This is a genomic window from Streptococcus suis, assembly GCF_029616525.1.
Taxonomy (GTDB): domain Bacteria; phylum Bacillota; class Bacilli; order Lactobacillales; family Streptococcaceae; genus Streptococcus; species Streptococcus suis_AF.
In genome coordinates this window covers 1-20,651 of sequence record NZ_JANFME010000008.1, presented here as the reverse complement: position 1 = coordinate 20,651, position 20,651 = coordinate 1, and the positions used below count along the sequence as shown (strand labels likewise).

The window sequence follows — 20,651 nt, the reverse complement described above, 5'->3', positions numbered from 1 at the left end:
CCTAAGATATATTTCGTAATGGATCTACCTTAAAGATAGAACGTACAGAGAAACTAGCCCCTAATAGGGCAAATACAACAAGAGCTAGACCGATTGCAATATAGAAGGTCCAGTTATTCTCAAATGGAACAGCGCTTGGCAAGACAAGGGATGACAAATAAGTCCCAGCCAATCCAAGGACTGTTCCCAAACCAGCCAGTAGGAAGGTTTGCGCCAATACAGAACCTGAAATATAGCCATTTGAAAGACCTTGAATTTTCATCAAGCCAAAAATCGGAGATTTCTGTGTTGTCAAAACAAAGATAAAAATACCAATAACAATGGCTGAGATGACAATCAAGAATCCTATCATAAAGCCAAAGGTCATATTTTGTGCCTTATATCCTGGCAGATTTTCAATAAAGTCTGCAATAGCAACTTTTTCCAGCTCATCTGGTACAGAAGCGACATCTCCACGAACGACAATGGCACTAGCAAGATTACTCGTTGCAGCTTGTTGTTTATCAGCCTGCATCAATTCTGCAAATGCCGTAAAGTCCATATAGACAACAGGCGCCACTCCAAAGTAGGCATTATCTGTATACCCAACAATAGTCACTTTTTCATCAGAACCTGACAGATAGATTTGATCACCTAGCCCAAAACCTTCTACCTCTGACAAGGTTTTGTCTACAAGGACTTCTCCCGTTTTTTCATACAAACGACCTTCTACAATATTTGGGACGATAAAACTATCAGACTCAACGGCAAAGATGTTTACCTTTTCTTTTTCGTCTGAGGTGGCATTCTCGTCCACATAGGCAACTCCAGCTTGTTGGCGAATCAAGGCTTTATCACCAGCGTCCACCTGGTCAAGCAAGGCTGTATCAATTTTGGATGCTGTAATCAGGCGATTGCTTTCTGAATTAAGCAAGACGTAGTCCGCTTTCCACTTGTCAACAGCTGTTCTATTTTCCTGCATGAGACCATAAGCCAAACCCGTCAAGAAAAAGACCAGGTAGGAAATCAGGATTAATAATCCTAAAATCAAGCCATAACGCAGCTTGTTCTGCCGCATTTCTTCAATTGCTAAAAACATCTTACTCCACACTTTCTAAGACATAAAAACTTGTCTCAAACTGCAAGTCTTCCCTCAAAAGAGCTTTGACTTTACATTTCTTTTCCACATAGGCAAGAATCTCTTTCTGCTTCTGCGCTGAAACCGACTCACCAATTCCAATCAACACCTCAAAACGCTGATTGTCCAAGCGACTCTCCACCTGAACAGGCATGGTTTTATTGCTTTCTTGACTGGCATAGTAGCCCTGCACACACATGGTGATACAGGCAGCTAAGCCAATATTAACTAGACTAACCGGAGTCTCCCCCTTCTCCGTCACCCCAAAGGTACGAACCGGTTCGCCATAACCTTGAGAAAGAGCCTGAAACAGACCTTCCCCTTTTACTGTCGTTTGATACATAAACACCTCCAGAACTTGTTCCATTTTATTCCTTTTTGCAAACCTTTGCAAGAAAAAAGATTGGAATGATTCCAATCTTGATAATAATTAAATGAGGTGACTTTCGCGTTTTTCAAACATTTCTTTGGCCAAACGAACAAGCTCTTCAATCAAGTCTGGATAAGCTAGGCCCATATTATCCCAAAGGAGTGGATACATAGACCACTGGGTAAATCCTGGCATGGTATTGAGCTCATTCAGGAAGATGTCGCCGTCTTCTGTCAGGAAGAAATCACAGCGAGAAAGTCCACAGCCACCGATAGCACGGAAGGCCTTAGCTGCATTATCACGCATGGTGTCCATGATAGCCTCATCAATCTTAGCTGGGATTTCCATAGTAATCTTGTTGTCGATGTATTTGGCATCGTAGTCATAAAAAGCAACGTCTTTGACTACTTCGCCAGGAAGGGTGGTTTTCACGTCAGCATTTCCCAAAAGACCGACCTCAATCTCACGCGCATTAACCCCCTGCTCAACGAGGACACGGCTATCATACTTGAAGGCCAGATCAAGCGCCTTACGCAAGCCAGCTAAATCCTCAGCTTTTGAGATACCAACACTCGATCCCATATTAGCTGGTTTTACAAAGACCGGATAAGTCAATTTTCCTTCAATCTCTGCAATCTTATCGTCAATATTTTCACCTTCGATAACTGCCACATAAGGTACTTGGGAGATTCCTGCTGATTCAAGTACGCGCTTGGTAGTGATTTTGTCCATAGCAACGCTTGAAGACAAGATATTAGTGCCAACATAAGGCATACGAAGCACTTCCAAGAAGCCTTGAATAGATCCGTCTTCTCCCATTGGGCCATGAAGAACAGGGAAAACGACTGCCTTTTCTTCATAAATATCGCTCGGACGGATTTTTTGCTCTTCAACAATTGTCGCGTTTGTCATGAGTTTTTCATCGGCAGACGGTGTTTGAGAAAACTCTTGCGTCTTAATAAAGTCACCTGTCTGGCTAATGAAATAGGTTTTGACAAAAAATTTATCATAATTGATGGCACGCATGACGCTTTCAGCTGATAATACTGATACTTCTCGCTCTGCTGATCGGCCACCGTATAGTAAAATCAAGGTTTCTTTTGACATATCTTTTCCTTTTCTAATTCAAAATTACTATGGTTAGTATAGCATAAATTTTCAAATTGTCATCTGAATTTGGTTTTCAAGTCTATAGTTCTGTTCTGTTCTCAATGGCACGAAGGAGGGTGACTTCATCTGCGTATTCGATGTCGCTTCCGACCGCAAGACCTCGTGCCAAGCGAGTAACCTTAATTCCCGCTGGCTTTAGGACACGTGAGATGTACATGGATGTAGCCTCCCCATCTGCTGTCGCATTGGTCGCTACAATGACTTCTGTCACTTCATTTTCCATTAGACGAGTTAACAAGGTCTTTAAGTTAATATCGTCTGGTCCAATGCCATTCATTGGGGAAATCAAGCCGTGCAAGACATGGTAGAGACCGTGATATTCTTGAATATTTTCCAAGGCTGTCACATCTCGACTATCCTCGACTATTAAAATAGTGGTCTGATCACGACTAGTGTCTTGACAAATACCACAAGGATCCTGGTCTGTCAAATTGCCACAAACCGAACAATAGGTCAAATCCCTCTTGGCAGCCAAGAGATTTTTTGCAAATTCATTGACCACGTCATCTTCCATACCAATGGTATAGAAGGCCAGGCGCGTAGCTGTCTTAATACCGATTCCTGGTAATTTGGAGTAACTGTCAATCAACTTGGCAATGGGTGTAGGATATAGCATAATTCTCCTTAGTTCATTGGATAAAGTGAATTGTATAAATTAATGATTTCTGTTGTAATTGCTTTTGTTGTTGTAGAATTTTCGTTAGTCAAGTTTGGAAGTACGACTGCAACTGCGATTTGTGGATTATCACTAGGTGCATAGGCAACAACGTTGGTATTTTCTGTAGTTACTACTTCACCTGAAGGAGTTGTAGTATAAGTTTCGGCAGTACCAGTCTTGGCACTGATGGTCACGGCCGCACCACGACCGATAGCACTACCTGTATTAAATCGTCCTCCACCATTTACAAGTTGATAAAATCCTTGACGAAGGAGAGCCATTTCATCAGCTGAAATATTGACTTGATTCATCTCTTTACCAGAAACTGTTTCAATCAAATCTCCCAATCCACCTTGGGGATTATTTCCATAGATACCTTCTACAAGATGAGGAGAAATCCTTTTTCCATTATTTGCTACTGTCGCTACATATTGAGCCATCTGCATCGGTGTATAGTTATCAAACTGTCCAAATGCATTCATAATAAAGTTTGCGGTGGAATATTCTTCTGGTAAGAAACCTGTTGATTCAAGTGGTAAGTCAATTCCTGTTGGAGCACCTAATCCATATTCCGCAAAAGTAGAACGAAGCTTAGTCATGGCATTTGTCAATGTATCGCCATCATTCAAATACATGTTAGCTGAGTAGGTCTGACCAAGTAGTCCCAAAGCAATCTTAACCATGTAGACGTTAGAAGAATATTCCAGAGCCTCTGTCGCATCAATATTAAAACTACCATAGGCCCACCAAGATGTAATTGGTGCTGAACCTGCAAAATAAATCGGTTCATCTAATAATACCTGATTTCCTGAGATAATGCCATTCTCCCAACCAGATGAAATAGTTGCACCCTTGACAATAGAACCTGGTGTAAAGACGCTTGTGATGGTGCCAAGAGCATCTTCAGTAATCGTAGTCGTCCCTTTTTCATGGCTGTAGCCAGACATAGCGAGTACTGCACCTGTACTTGGCTCCAGAGCTACGGCATAAACACCTTCTGAATAAAGAGCACTTCCTGTAGACAGTTCGCTTTCAAAATATTTTTTCAAAATTGCATTGACCCCATCTTGAAAGGCTAAATCAATCGTCAGTTTAATATTATTTCCCTGCTGACCTTCTTGGATTGTCTCAATGCTTTCAACATTTCCGTTTCTATCCAGGTTAATTTCTTTCTTTTCACGCTGCCCCTGCAATACTTCTTCGTATTGTTTTTCCAGATAGGCAGTTCCAACCCTATCATTTGATGAATACCCTTTGGATAGATAGTATTCAGCATCTTCAGCAGGTAAACCGGCCTGTTCACTTGTCACTGTACCAATAATAGAGCTGAGAGAAGTTGGTAAAATCGTCCGTTGCCAGTTGTTAGTTGTTGAAATGCCTGGAAGTTGACTTTCATTGGCTACGATATGAGCAACCTGTTCAGCAGTTAGAGTATCTGTTACCAAATTAACAGTAGAGAAGTAAGTAGCTCCATTCATCTGCTTAAATAGCTCAATCGCCTTGCTATCTTGCTCAGAATATTGCAATGCTTCAGCAGGGATACTATCAACCGCATTAGAATAAATTGTCGATTCACTCAGGTAGTTGCCATCAGAATCGTATTTTTTATCTTCTGGCAAGGCCTCGACTACCTGACGATAAACTTCTTCATCTGCCAAATAATAATCAGCCTTGTCACGTTGAGTAATTGTTACGTCCGACACATTGACCCACTGCAAGAGTTTGTTAGCTACTTCTTTCATTTCCTGTGCAGACATCTTGTTGGAACGTGTGAAGGAGACAACCTGCTGAATCTCGTTTTCAACCAAAGGTTTTCCTTGCGCATCGTAAATCTGCCCACGGATAGAGCCATTGCTAATGATTTTCTGACTGGCAGTAGACAGCTTATTACTATAAAAATCATGATTGATAATCTGCATATCTGCCAGACGCAATATCAAAACTAGGAAAAGGAAAATCACGATAGAAAATAAAATATTTAAACGAAGGGAAATAAAATTCCCATCGTGTTCCAAAGGCTTGTTCTTTCTTTTTTTCACTTCAAAGACCTCATTCTAGAAATATCCTTCTTATTATACCACAGGCAAAAAATATTTTTTAGACAGAGCCTCCTTTTCAGAAAATATTTTCTTATGATTTCTTCACGAGACAAGCTTGCACTATCTCCCATTGACTGTGAACAGATGTTTCCACAAACTGTTGATCATGGGAAACCAAGAGGACACTTCCTTCATATTCCTTCAAGAATGTTTCCAAAGCTTCAATAGCTGCCATATCTAGAAAATTTGTCGGTTCATCTAATATCAAAAGATTTGCATCCGCCAACAATACCTTAGCTAAGGAGAGACGAACACGCTCACCACCAGACAGATTTGCTACCTTCTGCTGAGCCTTATCGTAAGAAAGTCCTAACATACCTAATAAATTGAGAATCGTCATCTTATCTTGAAGAGAGGTACAACTAACATTTTCAAAAGCAGTCTTTTCTTCATCAAGGTTTATCAAATCCTGTGCAAAATAAGCAATTTTTAACTTAGGATTATAATAGCCTGCCAATTCTTTCCTTAATAATTTTCGGACAAAACTGGTCTTTCCAGAACCATTCGCCCCCACTAAGGCTAACTTCTCTCCAAACGTCATCCCTATCTGAGGGAAATCAAATAGATACACTTCATCCACAAAAACTTGACCTGCTTGCAAAAGAAATAGTCTGTGTAAATCAGTATCTAAGGCCCCTTTTGATTCCATTTTAATATGAGCCTCCCTTCTGGGCTGACTAACCTTTTCCAACCTCTCAATCCTTTTCTCTAACTGTTTAGCAGACTTAGCCATTGACTTGGATTGACTATCATAGGAACCCATCATAGCACTGACTTTCCACTCAGACGATGAAACACCTTTCTTTCTCTTCCCCATCTTCTGAGCCTTGACCTGACGCTCTTTTTGGGCTTTTTTTAGTTGAGCGACTTTTTTCTGATAGGCTTCATAGGCCTCCTGCTGCCCTTCTCGCCTAGCCCGGCGACTTTCTACAAACGCCTCATAATTCCCTGTATAGACCTGAATACTTCCTTCTTCTAAATGCCAAATATGACTGGCTATTTGATTGAGAAAATGCCGATCATGACTAACAACTAGTAGACTACCTCGATAGCGTTTGATTTGTTTGATTAGCTTTTCCTGGTGTTCTTGGTCTAGATTAGCTGTCGGCTCATCCAGGATTAACAACTGCGGTCTTTGGGCAAAAGCCTCTTGAATAGACTTCCAAACCTGTTCCCCACCTGAAAGCGAGCTCCTTTCCTGTAACTGGGGTACATAGGCCCAGTCTGCTTTTACCTCAATTTGACCGACAAAATCCCTATCCAGTCCTAGTAAGATTTTCAAAAAAGTAGACTTGCCAACACCATTATTTCCAACCAAACCAACCTTTTGACCAGCTTGAAGGCTCAACTGCTGGATTGTAAACAAACTACGTCCCGCAAATTCCTTCTCTAATTGAATACATTTTATCATTTCCATATAGACCTCTTTTCTTCACAAAAAGGGCTTCTATTCTTCAAAAAATGACACAAGAAAAAAGCCATGCAAAACATGACCTTTCCCTATGGAAAAAGTCACACGAATAGTAAGCCCTTATGAGCAGTCTTATCCCTTATATTATCGGTTAATGTAACCTCATACAAGTTTTAAGAACGATTAATAAGTAGCTTAATTATTCATGTAACTTCACCTCACGTATTTTATATATTTATTCTAAACAAGTTAAATGAATTTGTCAAATCTTGGTCAAGGCAGTCGCTGTATCTGGCGATGTATCATAGACTTGGAAATCTACTCCAACTCCTAAATCAGCCTGCGCCAACTGATTAACCATGGTCATGTGAGCCAATTCCTTGATATTGTTTTCCTTTGACAAATGACCTAGGTAAATCTTTTTGGTCCGATTTCCAAGCGAGCGAATCATGGCATCAGCTCCATCTTCGTTACAAAGATGGCCCTTATCGGATAGAATCCGTTGCTTCAAATTCCATGAATAAGAACCCGAGCGCAAAATTTCAATATCATGGTTCGATTCAATCAAATAAGCATCGGCATTTTCTACAATTCCAACCATGCGGTCACTGACATAGCCTGTATCCGTCAATATAACAAAGGATTTGTCATCCTTCATAAAACGGTAAAATTGCGGACATGCAGCATCGTGACTAACTCCAAAGGACTCAATGTCTAGGTCGCCAAAAGTCTTCATAGCACCCAATTCGAAGATATGTTTTTGAGCCACATCAATCTTGCCCAATTTGCTCTCCATAGCCTGCCAGGTCAATTCATTGGCATAAATGTCCATCCCATACTTACGTGCTAAAACACCGATACCATGGATGTGATCACTATGTTCATGCGTTACCAGGATAGCATCAATATCCTCAGGCTTTCGGTCAATTTCCGCCAAAAGACTGGTAATCTTTTTCCCTGATAAGCCAGCATCCACTAAGATTTTCTTTTTATCTGTTTCTAGGTAAAAACAATTCCCGCTGGACCCCGAAGCTAAAATACTATAATTAAAACCTTTTCCGATCATATTCTCCTATTCTTCCTCATCTGAATCATCCCACTCATCTAGTGCGATGTCCTTGCTGTACGGCAAGACAATTGTAAACGTTGAGCCATGACCATATTCGCTTTTAGCCCAGATAAAACCCTTATGCTGTTTTACGATTTCTTTTGCAATAGCTAAACCAAGACCTGTACCACCTTGGGCACGAGATCGTGCCTTGTCTACACGATAAAATCGGTCAAAAATTCTAGGTAAATCTGCTTTCGGAATCCCCAGACCTTCGTCTGATACGGATACAATCAACTGGCTATCTGTGGTCTTCATGCTGAAGGTAATTGTCCCGCCATCTGGCGAATATTTAATGGCATTATTTAAGATATTATCTAAAACCTGAGTCATCTTATCTGTATCAATCTCAACCCAAATAGGACTGATTTGATAGTCACGAACAATCGTATAGACCTTATCAGAATCAGTATTTTTCATTTGGTCAAAACGGTTAAGAATAAAGGTCACAAAAGCAGTAAAGTTTATCAGTTCAACATCTATCTGACCAACTTGATTATCAATACGCGATAAGCTTAGGAGGTCTGTAATCATCCGCATCATGCGGTTGGTCTCATCTAAGGATACCTTGACAAAACTCGGTGCAACAGACTCCGTCAGCGCTCCCTCATCCAGAGCCTCTAGATAGGATTTAACGGAAGTCAATGGCGTACGCAATTCATGACTCACATTTGACACAAACAGCCTACGTTCCCGCTCTTCCTTGGCCTGCTCGGTCATATCATGCAAGACGACAACCAAGCCAGAAATCAGACCACTCTCACTACGAATCGTGGCAAAATTAGCGCGTAAAGTCAAAAATTCTTCGTTTTCATTGGTGTGATCAATCACAATCTCAGGTGTCTGAGCCAACAAATCTCTCAATGTATAACGGTCTGATAAATCTAAAACCTCGAGCAGGTGATACTGCTCCTGCTTTGGGTTAGATAACCCCAACTGTTTCTGGGCCATATCGTTAATCATGATGATCCGTCCGATACGGTCTGTAGCAATAACACCGTCACTCATATAGGACAGGATGGAAGTCAGACGCGTCTTTTCTTGTTCTAAATTATCGTGAGTTAAGCGGATAACCTCGGACAAATCATTGAGGGAATTAGCCATATCTGTGATTTCAGGACTTCCCCTCATGTCTAGCACATCTGCATAATTCCCCTCAATTAAGGCATTGACTTTTTGATTGAGTTGTTTAATTTGCTTATTATCCCGATAGTTTTCAATCAAAAGGACCGTTAGAGCAATTAGAAAGCCAATCAAAATGACAACAAACCAAAATTCTGCCGTGGTCATTAAATAACGTAATTGATTAATCATTTCCTTTTATAAAATATCCCACTCCGCGACGAGTAAGAATGTATTCTGGTCTGCTTGGTGCATCTTCAATTTTCTCACGCAGACGACGAATCGTTACATCCACCGTGCGGACATCACCAAAGTAATCATAACCCCAAACTGTTTCCAATAGATGTTCTCGAGTCATAACCTGACCTAAGTGTTTGGCCAGATGGTGGAGCAATTCAAACTCACGATGGGTCAGCTCTAGCTCTTTGCCATGCTTCTTAGCGACAAACGCATCAGGCAGAATGACCAAATCGCCAATCACCAACTCTGGAGTTCCTGTTGACTCAATATTTGTCTGCGTCTCTGCCAATTCACTACGACGAAGAAGAGCCTTAACACGCGCCTGCAATTCGCGATTAGAGAAAGGTTTGGTCACATAATCATCCGCCCCTATTTCAAGCCCGATAACCTTATCAAATTCGCTATCTTTAGCAGATAACATCAAGATTGGAACATTGCTGGTCTTACGAATCGTTCGAGCAACCTCTAGTCCGTCCAATTCTGGCAGCATCAAGTCCAAAATGACAATGTCAGGAAACTCAGCCTCAAACACTTCCAAGGCTTCACGTCCATCGAAAGCTGTCACAACTTCATACCCCTCACGAGTCATATTAAACTTAATAATATCTGAGATTGGTTTTTCATCATCTACAATTAATATTTTTTTCATTAGTATCTTACCTTTGTTTTATTTCTTCTATTATATCAGACTTACCTAAAAAATTCATATTTCAAAACCACCTGACACAGATATGTCACATTTTATAACATATAATACATTAAATTGTCAGAATTTACTTGACATTGTATATAGGCAATGCTAAGATGGGAATACCTAAAAAACACTATGCAAGGAGAATTTTATGGCTTTAGTAGAATTTAAAGATGTCAACAAATACTATGGCGACTACCACGCCCTACGCAATATCAACTTGGAATTCGAACCTGGACAGGTTGTCGTTCTCCTTGGACCTTCCGGATCCGGAAAATCTACTCTCATTCGCACGATTAACGGTTTAGAAGCAATTGATGAAGGAACGCTCATCGTCAATGGACATGATATTTCCTCTACTTCTATCAAAGAGCTCGTATCACTCCGCAAAGAAGTTGGCATGGTTTTCCAGCATTTTAACCTTTACCCACACAAAACTGTGTTAGAAAATGTTACTTTGGCACCTATTAAGGTTTTGGGAATCGATAAAGCTACGGCTGAAAAAACCGCTCAAAAATATCTTGAGTTTGTTAACCTCTGGGATCGGAAGGATTCCTACCCTGCTATGCTATCCGGAGGCCAAAAACAACGTGTCGCCATCGCTCGCGGCTTAGCTATGAAACCTGAGCTCCTACTCTTCGATGAACCAACATCTGCCTTGGACCCAGAAACTATCGGCGATGTACTTGCAGTTATGCAAAAATTGGCACGTGACGGGATGAACATGATTGTCGTAACACACGAAATGGGCTTTGCCCGTGAAGTAGCTGATCGCATCATCTTCATGGCTGAGGGAGAAGTTTTAGTTGATACAACAGATGTGAATGGCTTCTTTGACAATCCGACAGAGCCTCGTGCCCAACAATTCCTCAGCAAGATTATCAACCACGAATCTGACAAAGTAAAACTCTAGGAGGAAGTCTATGGATAAGAAAAAAATCAACATTTTCTTTGCAATTAGATTATTGGTCTTTGGACTTATTCTTCTCGTTTTCGCAAAACAACCAGTAGCTCAAACAGAAACACCCGCAGCCATCACCAACAGTGATCAAGTTCAAGCTATCATCGATAGAGGCGTGCTCCGCGTCGGAGTGAAACAGGACGTCCCAAACTTTGGCTACAAGAACCCTGATACTGGTAAATTTGAGGGAATGGAGATTGATATTGCTCGAAAAATTGCAGATGAATTAGGTGTAGATATCGAATTTACTCCCGTTACAGCGCAAACCCGAGGACCACTTCTTGATAACGGTCAAGTAGATATGGTCATCGCAACTTTTACCATCACTGAGGAACGTAAACTCCTCTACAATTTCACAACTCCTTACTACACAGATGCCGTTGGCTTCTTGGTCAATAAGGATAGTGGAATTAAGACTTTCACAGATTTGGATGGTAAAACAATTGGCGTTGCCCAGGGTTCCATTACACGTACCCTCATCTCTGAACTAGCAGACAAATATGGTATCTCTGTCAATTTTGCAGAGCTTGGTTCTTATCCAGAACTCTCTGTCTCGCTACGTGCTCACCGTACAGACGCATTTTCAGTAGACCAATCTATCCTTTCTGGGTATATCAGCTCTAAATCTGAACTCATGGACTTTAGCTTCTCAGCTTCTGACTATGGAATTGTTACTAAATTATCTAACAAAGACCTTAACGACTACTTAAATAGTCTCGTAAAAAAATGGACTGCCGATGGTAGCCTACAAAGCATCTATGATGCCAATGGTCTCAAACCAGTAACAGAAACTGACGAATAGAAAGGTGAAACAATATGACAGTTTTAACAACTAGTCCTTACGCTTGGGAGAATTGGGTCAGTTATTTCAAGGATTTTCCAACCTTTTTCCAAGGTTTTCTCTTTACCTTAGCCATTTCTGTCGGTGCCTTTATCATGGCCATGTTTTTAGGAATTGTCTTTGGTAGTCTCTCTTCAAGTAAAAATAAAGTGTTAAAAATCATCGCACGTGTCTATGTTGAATACTATCAGAACACGCCGCTTTTGGTTCAGTTCATGATTGTTTATTATGGACTTCCACTGATTTCAAACTATGTTCTCATGCCGTCCATCTACTGGACAGCTGTTATCTGCGTCGGACTCTATCACGGTGCCTATATCGCAGAGGTCATTCGTGCAGGGATTGAGGCTGTGCCTACTGGGCAAACTGAAGCCGCACTCTCACAAGGATTTACTCAAGCTGAAACCATGCGAATCATCATTTTACCACAGGCCATTCCGACCATTCTTCCACCTTTGACCAACCAAGTAGTAAACTTGATTAAGAATACGGCTACTGTTGCCATCATTTCTGGAGCTGATATTATGTTTATGACAAAATCTTGGTCTGCCATGAATGCCAACTACATCCCAGCCTTTGCTGGGGCCGCTTTCCTTTACTTCATCATGTGCTTCCCTGTTGCAAGCTGGGGCCGCCGCATTGAAGAAAAGAATAAGTCTGCCTTTTCACACTAAAAGGAGGTTGAACGATGAATTATGTTTTAGAATTACTCAAGCCTTCAACCTTCCAACTCTTGTGGAACGGCTTGAAACTCACTCTCTATATTTCCAGTATTTCCGTGGTCTTGTCTGTCCTGTTTGGTATGATTTTGGCCATTATGCGAAATGGAAAAAATCCACTCTTCAAGTGGATTGCGACCATCTATATCGAATTTGTGCGAAATGTACCAAACCTACTTTGGATTTTCACCGTTTTCTTGGTCTTCCAAATGAAGTCAACGCCTGCTGGTATTACTGCTTTTACTATTTTTACCACGGCAGCCATGGCCGAGATTATCCGTGGTGGTCTAAACGCCATCGGACCGGGCCAGACCGAAGCTGGCTTGTCACAGGGTTTTACCCCAGTACAAATCATGGTCTATATCATCATGCCACAGGCCATTCGCAAGATGCTGCCAGCCATCATCTCGCAGATTGTAACGGTCATCAAGGACACTAGTTTCCTCTACTCCGTTATCGCCCTGCAAGAACTCTTCGGTTCGAGTCAAATCCTCATGGGACGCTACTTTGAGGCGGAGCAAGTTTTTGCTCTCTATCTCATGGTTGCTCTCATCTACTTTGTCATCAATTTCGCCATTTCAAGTCTGTCACGTTATGTAGCTAAGTCTTGGGCGAGCAGTATAGAATAAAATTTCTCCCAGCCAGTTGGTTGGGAGTTTTTGTGTTTGTTACAACTATTTTAAGAATGAATGATGATGATCTTTTACCTTGATTGTTACGAAAAAACTTGTCGACTGCACTCCAGGTCTACGAAAACCAATTCTATAGGTTCCGTCTTCTACATTCGAATAGTCAAATGTTTCGACTTTCTGTTTTAAATCAGCTAGTAATTTATCTTCCTCTACTAAGTCGTTTTCTAAACCAAGGTCCTTCTTATTAAAAAATTCAACTTCGATTACCGCCATTTCTTCCTCCATGAGCCAGTCTAAATTAATATCATAAAAACCTGCAAAAGCCCGACCATTATAGCGATTTTCCTCTACCTTTTCATAAAACTTTATCAGTTTTTCATCCTGAGTTTCAAGCCTACCATCCACTTCAAACAAAGTGAAATCTTTTTCTTCCATCAACTTAAATATCTGCTGTGCCTGATTCAGTAAATATTTACCTCTCGGCTGATACCACATAGCTTGGTCAACGATACCATCAAATTGATACAACATTCCGCTTGGACTATCATCAAAATAGACCGTCATATTTAGTAGTCCGTTTAATGCCTCCTGTCCTTCAATTCGGTTATTGACCAAAGTATCAGAGGATTGAAGTGTAATTGACTGACCATCTATAGCCTCAGTATAATCATACTCTAAAACATCCCATGGGTTACCAATGGCAATAGGACGAAATTTTGTCAACTCCACCTTACCAGTGAAACCATATGACTCCATACCCTGTTCAAGCATCATCTGATACGATATCAATTCCTCTCGACTAGCCACCCTGGGACTAAATAAGAGATACAAACCAACTATTATGATAATAAAGAAACCAACAATTCCTAACATCAGACCTACAATAACTTTTATTACTCTTTTCATTATTACCATCACTTTCCTTGACTATTATACCAAAAAAGAAGCCCTTTCGGACTTCTTACTTTATTTATTCAGCTTCAGCTGGACGTGACTTGCGGGCAATATCTGCTAGGATATGATCCACAAATTCTGTGACTGACTGAGTTTGTGTTGTCTTGCTTCCGTAACGACGAACGTTGACAGCATTATCTTCCATTTCCTTGTCACCGACGATGAGCTGGTATGGAATCTTGCTGGTCTGACTCTGACGGATCTTGTATTGCATCTTCTCGTTCCGCTCATCCACGTGTACGCGAACGCCACGGTCTTGCAATTCTTTGGCAACCTTCCAAGCGTAGTCCAAATGAGCTTCCACAGAGATCGGAATCATAGTCACTTGGGTTGGAGCCAACCAAGTTGGGAAGGCACCCTTGTAGGTTTCAATCAAGATAGCGGTAAAGCGTTCCATGGTTGAGATAACACCACGGTGAATCATAACTGGGCGGTGTTCTTCACCATCAGCACCAATATAGGTCAAACCAAAACGTTCTGGCAAGAGGAAGTCCAACTGAATGGTTGATAGAGTCTCCTCATTACCTAAGGCAGTTCTCACCTGGATATCTAATTTTGGACCGTAGAAGGCAGCTTCACCCTCAGCCTCAAAGTAGTCTACGCCCATTTCATCCATGGCACCTTTCAACATGCGTTGGGCATTTTCCCACATCTCATCGTTGTCATAGTACTTCTCTTTGTCCTCTGGATCACGATAAGACAGGCGGAAACGGTAGTCGTTTAGGTTGAAATCTGCGTACACATCGATAATCAACTGAAGTGCTTTTTTGAACTCTTCTTGGATTTGCTCAGGTGTGACAAAGATATGACCGTCGTTGAGGGTCATCTCACGTACCCGTTGCAAACCAGTAAGAGCACCAGACTTCTCATAGCGGTGCATCATACCAAGCTCAGCGATACGTACTGGCAATTCACGGTAAGAACGCACATGATTTTTGTAAACTTGAATGTGGTGCGGACAGTTCATCGGACGAAGAACAAACTCTTCACCGTCACCCATGTCCATAGTTGGGAACATATCTTCTGAATAATGCTCCCAGTGACCTGAAGTCTTATAGAGTTCAACAGAAGCCAACGGTGGTGTATAAACGTGCTGGTAACCTGAAGCCAACTCTTTATCTGTGATGTAACGCTCCAAGGTACGACGGATGGTCGCTCCATTTGGCAACCAGAATGGCAAGCCTTGACCAACCTCTTGGCTGATCATGAAGAGATCCAATTCCTTACCAAGTTTACGGTGATCACGTTCTTTAGCTTCCTCACGCATTTGAAGGTAAGCCTTGAGATCTTTCTTGTCAAACCAAGCTGTACCATAAACCCGTTGCATCATTGGATTTTCACTCTTACCACGCCAGTAAGCACCAGCTACATTGAGCAGTTCAAAAATCTGGATACGTCCTGTTGACGGAACGTGTGGGCCACGGCAGAGGTCAACGTATTCGCCTTGGGTATAGATGGTCAAACCACCCTCGTCATCAGAGTGCTCGTGAATCAATTCCAACTTGTAAGGATCGTTTTTGAAGATTTCGAGAGCTTCTTCCTTGGTCACCTCACGGCGTTCTGAAGGGAAGTTTTCCTTGACAATCTTCATCATTTCTTCCTGAATGCGTGGCAGGTCTTCATTTGAAATCTGACCAGCAGCATTGTCCGTGTCATAGTAGAAACCGTCCTGAATAGCTGGACCAACGCCCAACTTGATATCTGGGAAAAGACGACGAGCCGCCTGGGCAAAGAGATGGGCTGCTGAGTGACGCAAGATGTCCAAGGCATCCTCATGGTCAGGTGTTACGATTTCAAGCGTGCCATCCTCTTCAATGGCACGAGTGGTGTCAATCAATTTACCATTGAACTTACCAGCAAGCGCCTTTTTCGCCAAAGACTTGCTGATGCTCTCAGCAATTTCAAAAGTAGTCACGCCAGCCTGATACTCACGAACAGCACCATCTGGGAAAGTAATTTTAATCATAATATAAGATATAAGGGGCGTTAAGCGGACACAGACAAAATAGGAAACAGAACGACGACGCAAGCGTCTAGTTCTTGTTTATCTTTTTGGCCCAGTCCGTAGCCCGTATTCAGTTCAACCAAATACGGAGACCCTAGTCCTTTCTATTTTTTATTTTTTAATCCCCAATAACTCTTCTTTTTGAGCTAAAAAGGTTTCCATTTCTTTTTGAATATCAATATCCAGGCGGTCAGCCAGTTCAATCAACCACCAGATATTTTCAGCCATTTTATGCTCCAAGGTATAAGGTGTTTCATCATAGTAACGCCCCTGCTTGGTCATAATCAGACGGTTCATGTTGCCAATATCATTGGTCAACAAGTCTTTATTTTAAGTTGTTGAGCTGAAACAGTCTATCCCCAGACTGTTTCACTCATCAATGGACCACTCTTTTTCGTGGTGCTTGACCTCCAACTCTCTGTAAGCCTTGCGAACGGTTAGGCAACGTTTCAATACATCATCTAGTAACATATTTACTACTTACTAAATCGAAAATAGGGGTAAGCAGTTGAACTCAGTAGAGCCTGAAACTCCTTCGCATGCCATTTGGCACCCAGCATGACTGTGTTCACATGCAGTTTATGGTTTCCTTCGTCTGCCGTTTCAAAAGAAAACTGATAACCAAACAGTAATTTTTTCTTCAATTCTGCTGACAAAATTTCCGACGCAGGATAAATTCTACCAATTCCTGCAATTTTCCCCATAGCTGTGATGTCTAACACGACCAGATTCTCAAGCGTGAAAACCAGTATAAAGTAAGCATTACTTGTTCCTCCGGTACGTATCGTAGCCCAGATTGCATGCGTATGGTCATCATAAAGGTCATTCTTCCTAAGAAAGTCATGTACCTCTTCCAACTTTAAAAACATGGTCACCTCCTCCAAAAGAAAATACGACGCCCTCGCAAAAGGACGTCGCAACGTGGTTCCACCTTCATTCGCAGTCACGCTAAAAAGCCTGACTACCTCAGATTGGCGATAAGGGAACCACCCTTTTATGTTTGCATAAAATCATACCGAGTAGTGTCAATCCTATCCTCTATGTGCTTGCACCCACCGCACACTCTCTCAAAGATTTCCTAGAATTGATAAGTCTCTAAAAGCTATTATAACAGGATTTCCTGATTTTTCAAGGATTTTTCCTCATTTTCTTTCTTATAGAAAATAGCAGAGCTCCTACCCCATTTCCAATCAGAGCACATAAGGTGTAAACAATCTGATAGTGAATAATCCATTCCTTAAAGAAAAGATGGTTACAGGATAAAGCAGTAAAACCAAGGCAAGAAGGCTTGGAGAAAAACCGTGAAAAAATCCATAAAGAAGACCTGTTAGGAATAGTACAATGGGAGTATAGAGCAATATATTCCCGACCACCAGTTCCTTAGAAAGCATGGTGTCACTAATCAGATGAAAGGCAATCAGATAAATACCTGCATACATGGATAGTATAATAAGGGCTACTATAGTCAGACTCTTCCAACTCTCTTTCCGAAGCTTTTCCATTTGAAACCTCCAAATTATTCAAAGAAATTCCGGATTAATTTTACTTGTTCGACTGATTTTTTCAATATTTTTGCTGTCGTGTCTGTTGATTTAACTACTACTTTTTGCGGTAGGTAAATAGCCTCTTTTATAAATGCTTCCGCTACGCTATCTTGATTAGTATGTTCTTTTCTAAAATCATACGAAATCTTCAAATCTAGATAATATTCAAAAACCTTACGTCCAAAATTCGTAGAAGAAATCTCATAGAGCTTCTTATCAAGTACATACGGATTCATTGGTGGCGTAGCAACAATCGCCTCAACTACGGCATCTGCCAACTCCTGTTCTCGAATGAAGAGAGTCCCAAACATCTTATCTGTTATAACATTTTTTAAGTAGGGATTGCTATGTGCCAAAATAGGAGTTCCAGAAGCTAAGCTTTCTAAGAAAGTTAGTCCCTGTGTTTCACTGGTCGAAGCAGAAATAAAGAAATCCGCAGCTTTATAATAAAGTGCTGTATCACTTGGTGCAATCATTCCCGTCAACTGGACGTGTTCATCTAGATTAAGCTCCGCTATCATTGCCTGAAGATCATCTGTATAAGGTCCACCTCCGACAATGACCAACTTCACCTTTGGATTTTCCAGCAAAATTTTGGGCATTGCCTGAACGATTGCTTGGATATTCTTCTCGTGAGAAATCCTAGACAGACTTAACAACATCGTTTCATCACTAGCAATTCCTAGCTGTTCCCGCAACTCATCTGTTTCATCCTTGCCAATTTCTGGTCTATCAAACTTTGCCAAGTCAATTCCTGTCGGAATTACTCGTTTAGAAATCGGAACATTGTAACTCATTAAAAGATCTTCAACAATCTCACTAGGACAAATTACCCCATCCAAATCTTTTAAAAATGCCCGTACTAAATATTTAACCATCCCGGGACGAATAATCCTACCCTTGGCAATATAGTGTACGTAGTCTTCATACTGGGTGTGATAAGTATGTACCACCGGAATATCTAGTTCCTTGGCAATCATTTTCCCCAAAATCCCCAAAGAAAATTCGGTATGAGTATGAATAATATCTAGTTTATAGCGACTTGCAATTTTTAAGGCATCTGTAAAACCTGCATAAGCCACTCGACGATCTTTAAAGGCAAAAAAAGGTACGCTAGGAATTCGGATAATGTCCCAATCTTCGTAGCGATTCACATCCTCATCTGTCGTCGTAAAAATAAATACCGTATGTCCCAATTTCTCCAACTCTGTCTTAAGAGTCCGAATCGAAGTCGCGACTCCTGAAACCTGTGGAAAATATGTATCCGTAAACAATCCAATCCGCATTTACATCTCCAATACTTGTCGATAGGCATCCACCAATTGGTGGGAAACATTGTCAATCGAGCGACTAACCGCAACCTGGTAGCCCGCCTCACGTTTATCAACCTGCTTGTCTAAGATTTTCTGAATAGAATCGACAAAATCATCCACTGTATGTCCCAATTCGGCAACATTTTCGTCAATCCAACCATCGTAAACTGGAATGTCTCTTAGAACAACATGCTGATGACTAGCAAGAGCTTCCAGAACAACAATCCCTTCTGTTTCCTCATACGATGGGAAGAAAAAGGCATCCGCTCCGCTCATTGCACCTTGAAAAACAGCACCTTTAAAATAACCTGGAAACTCGACATTCGCTGGATGATCTCCCTCAACAATTTTTCTAATATATGACGGAATCAGCCACTTATTGATTGAACCGAGCCAAATAAAGCGGACATGCGGCATCTTTTCGGCTACCTTGACAAAGTCTTCAATTCCTTTACGTCGGAAGTAAAGTCCTGCACAGACAACAACTGGCTGACCTTCTTCAATTTTAAAATGCTCTCGAAAGATTGCTTCCTTACGTTCATCCTTCTTATATTTATCTAAATCAATACCATTCGAAACGGCTATAATTGGCGTTGTCACACCGTAAGACTGGATGAGTTTTTTTGAATACTCTGAAGGAGTGATGACAAAGTCTGCCTTTTGGTACATGCTTGCTAGATATTTCCCAACAAAAGGAGCTAGGATATTCGAACCGATAAAGGAATTTTGAAAATCTTCCTTCGTGGAATGTCCATGCATGATTACCTTTTTTCCACTCCGTTTGGCTGCATGTAGCAGTAACCAGGAGCGCGGGCCATAGGTATTGATATGAATGACATCGTAATCTCCCAACAGGTCTGTCGTATAAGGAATGCCTGCCATATCTAGCGCTTCCATCTGGTGTTGAAGCGCCCGGCCAATTCCTGATTTTTCTAAAACAGTTTTACCTTCTAAATACAATAGTACTTTCATAATACCATTATAGCCCTTTTTTACATTTTTTCATATTTTAAACTGTATTCTATCAAAAAAATTAGCCAGTCGAAACTAGCTAATTTTTCTTATTTTCAGAGAATTAATCCTCTTCTTCCCCCTTATTCTGTCTGCGTCTCTTATACAAACCGCCAAGAAGGAGACCTGCTCCAAGGATTCCTGCCCAAGCTGATGATTGTTCACCAGTATTTGGCAACGCACCTTGTCTACGCGGAGCTTGAGAGTGACGAGACGGGGTTGATTCTGACTCTGAGATTGATTCAGAGACGGATTCTCTGATTGATTCTGATACTGACTCAGAGATTGATTCAAATACCGATTCTGAAATTGATTCTAAAACGGATTCTGAAATCGATTCGCTTACTGACTCGGAGATAGACTCTGATACAGATTCAGAAATTGATTCAGAGACTGACTCGCTTACTGATTCTGATACAGACTCAGAGATTGACTCAGAAACTGATTCGCTGATTGACTCTGATACTGATTCAGATACAGACTCAGAGACGGATTCGCTAATTGATTCTGATACAGATTCAGACACTGACTCGCTAATTGATTCTGATACTGATTCAGACACTGACTCGCTTACTGATTCTGATACTGACTCAGAAATTGATTCTGATACCGATTCAGATACTGACTCAGAGATAGACTCTGATACTGATTCAGAAATTGATTCAGATACAGATTCTGAAATTGA

At 41.2% G+C, this 20,651-nt stretch carries 20 protein-coding genes and 1 pseudogene; 4 read left to right on the top strand and 17 right to left on the bottom strand.

All coding sequences use genetic code 11. From position 1 onward, the window contains the following. Position 1: 1 nt before the first annotated feature. The 9 genes from NOL38_RS04750 to vicR all read right to left on the bottom strand — a co-directional run bounded on the left by NOL38_RS04750 (position 2) and on the right by vicR (position 9,944). Positions 2-1,078: an ABC transporter permease gene (locus NOL38_RS04750; protein WP_277941522.1), complete on the bottom strand. Its 1,077-nt coding sequence runs from the start codon at positions 1,076-1,078 to the stop codon at positions 2-4. Between the two features lies 1 nt (position 1,079). Next, a complete protein-coding gene (locus NOL38_RS04745) occupies positions 1,080-1,460 on the bottom strand; it encodes an OsmC family protein (RefSeq protein ID WP_172004882.1) in 381 nt (126 codons plus the stop codon). 87 nt (positions 1,461-1,547) lie between these two features. Continuing rightward, on the bottom strand, positions 1,548-2,594 hold the full coding sequence (locus NOL38_RS04740) for a D-alanine--D-alanine ligase (protein ID WP_099872406.1): 1,047 nt from the start codon (positions 2,592-2,594) through the stop codon (positions 1,548-1,550). An 82-nt stretch (positions 2,595-2,676) separates the two neighbouring features. Beyond that, positions 2,677-3,273: a recombination mediator RecR gene (gene recR / locus NOL38_RS04735; RefSeq protein ID WP_105110074.1), complete on the bottom strand. Its 597-nt coding sequence runs from the start codon at positions 3,271-3,273 to the stop codon at positions 2,677-2,679. 8 nt (positions 3,274-3,281) lie between these two features. Then, a complete protein-coding gene (pbp2b, locus tag NOL38_RS04730; protein ID WP_277941521.1) occupies positions 3,282-5,354 on the bottom strand; it encodes a penicillin-binding protein PBP2B in 2,073 nt (690 codons plus the stop codon). A gap of 91 nt (positions 5,355-5,445) precedes the next feature. Further along, positions 5,446-6,831, bottom strand: coding sequence for an ABC-F type ribosomal protection protein Vga(F) (vga(F), locus tag NOL38_RS04725; protein ID WP_014637680.1), 1,386 nt, complete (start codon positions 6,829-6,831; stop codon positions 5,446-5,448). Positions 6,832-7,087: 256 nt separating this feature from the next. Continuing rightward, the gene (gene walJ / locus NOL38_RS04720; protein WP_044681030.1) at positions 7,088-7,891 is read right to left on the bottom strand and encodes an exodeoxyribonuclease WalJ; all 804 of its coding nucleotides are present in this window, start codon (positions 7,889-7,891) and stop codon (positions 7,088-7,090) included. Positions 7,892-7,897: 6 nt separating this feature from the next. Next, a complete protein-coding gene (vicK, locus tag NOL38_RS04715; protein WP_029180103.1) occupies positions 7,898-9,247 on the bottom strand; it encodes a cell wall metabolism sensor histidine kinase VicK in 1,350 nt (449 codons plus the stop codon). Beyond that, positions 9,240-9,944: a cell wall metabolism response regulator VicR gene (gene vicR, locus NOL38_RS04710; protein WP_002935840.1), complete on the bottom strand. Its 705-nt coding sequence runs from the start codon at positions 9,942-9,944 to the stop codon at positions 9,240-9,242. Before vicR ends, vicK begins: the two co-directional genes overlap by 8 nt. 193 nt (positions 9,945-10,137) lie before the next feature. On the opposite strand from vicR, the gene NOL38_RS04705 reads away from it, so the two are divergent. From NOL38_RS04705 to NOL38_RS04690, 4 genes are read left to right on the top strand one after another with little or no spacing between them, the layout of a single operon-like run. Next, positions 10,138-10,899 carry an amino acid ABC transporter ATP-binding protein gene (locus NOL38_RS04705; RefSeq protein ID WP_002935839.1) on the top strand — a complete coding sequence of 254 codons (762 nt, stop codon included), beginning with the start codon at positions 10,138-10,140 and terminating at the stop codon, positions 10,897-10,899. A gap of 10 nt (positions 10,900-10,909) precedes the next feature. Further along, positions 10,910-11,749: a transporter substrate-binding domain-containing protein gene (locus NOL38_RS04700; protein ID WP_277941520.1), complete on the top strand. Its 840-nt coding sequence runs from the start codon at positions 10,910-10,912 to the stop codon at positions 11,747-11,749. A gap of 14 nt (positions 11,750-11,763) precedes the next feature. Continuing rightward, positions 11,764-12,462: an amino acid ABC transporter permease gene (locus NOL38_RS04695; RefSeq protein ID WP_004298848.1), complete on the top strand. Its 699-nt coding sequence runs from the start codon at positions 11,764-11,766 to the stop codon at positions 12,460-12,462. A 14-nt stretch (positions 12,463-12,476) separates the two neighbouring features. After that, positions 12,477-13,136 (top strand): amino acid ABC transporter permease, encoded by a 660-nt coding sequence (locus NOL38_RS04690; RefSeq protein ID WP_024376687.1) that lies wholly within the window; start codon positions 12,477-12,479, stop codon positions 13,134-13,136. A gap of 45 nt (positions 13,137-13,181) precedes the next feature. Here NOL38_RS04690 and NOL38_RS04685 read toward each other — a convergent pair whose 3' ends face one another. The 8 genes and pseudogenes from NOL38_RS04685 to NOL38_RS04650 form a co-directional block, all read right to left on the bottom strand. After that, positions 13,182-14,045, bottom strand: coding sequence for a hypothetical protein (locus tag NOL38_RS04685; RefSeq protein ID WP_277941519.1), 864 nt, complete (start codon positions 14,043-14,045; stop codon positions 13,182-13,184). Between the two features lie 64 nt (positions 14,046-14,109). Beyond that, positions 14,110-16,059, bottom strand: coding sequence for a threonine--tRNA ligase (gene thrS, locus NOL38_RS04680; protein ID WP_277941518.1), 1,950 nt, complete (start codon positions 16,057-16,059; stop codon positions 14,110-14,112). Positions 16,060-16,209: 150 nt separating this feature from the next. Continuing rightward, positions 16,210-16,569, bottom strand: a pseudogene (locus NOL38_RS04675) (nucleoside triphosphate pyrophosphohydrolase family protein). A 5-nt stretch (positions 16,570-16,574) separates the two neighbouring features. Continuing rightward, complete coding sequence (locus NOL38_RS04670; RefSeq protein ID WP_105256133.1) at positions 16,575-16,967, bottom strand: hypothetical protein; 393 nt, start codon at positions 16,965-16,967, stop codon at positions 16,575-16,577. A gap of 321 nt (positions 16,968-17,288) precedes the next feature. After that, complete coding sequence (locus NOL38_RS04665; RefSeq protein WP_238143248.1) at positions 17,289-17,600, bottom strand: hypothetical protein; 312 nt, start codon at positions 17,598-17,600, stop codon at positions 17,289-17,291. A 14-nt stretch (positions 17,601-17,614) separates the two neighbouring features. Then, positions 17,615-18,928 (bottom strand): glycosyltransferase family 4 protein, encoded by a 1,314-nt coding sequence (locus NOL38_RS04660; RefSeq protein ID WP_277941517.1) that lies wholly within the window; start codon positions 18,926-18,928, stop codon positions 17,615-17,617. Next, the gene (locus tag NOL38_RS04655) at positions 18,929-19,927 is read right to left on the bottom strand and encodes an LTA glycolipid anchor biosynthesis glycosyltransferase, IagA/BgsA family (protein ID WP_277941516.1); all 999 of its coding nucleotides are present in this window, start codon (positions 19,925-19,927) and stop codon (positions 18,929-18,931) included. A 103-nt stretch (positions 19,928-20,030) separates the two neighbouring features. Then, positions 20,031-20,651, bottom strand: a 621-nt coding sequence (locus tag NOL38_RS04650; protein WP_277941515.1) for an LPXTG cell wall anchor domain-containing protein, incomplete at its 5' end; no start/stop codon positions are given.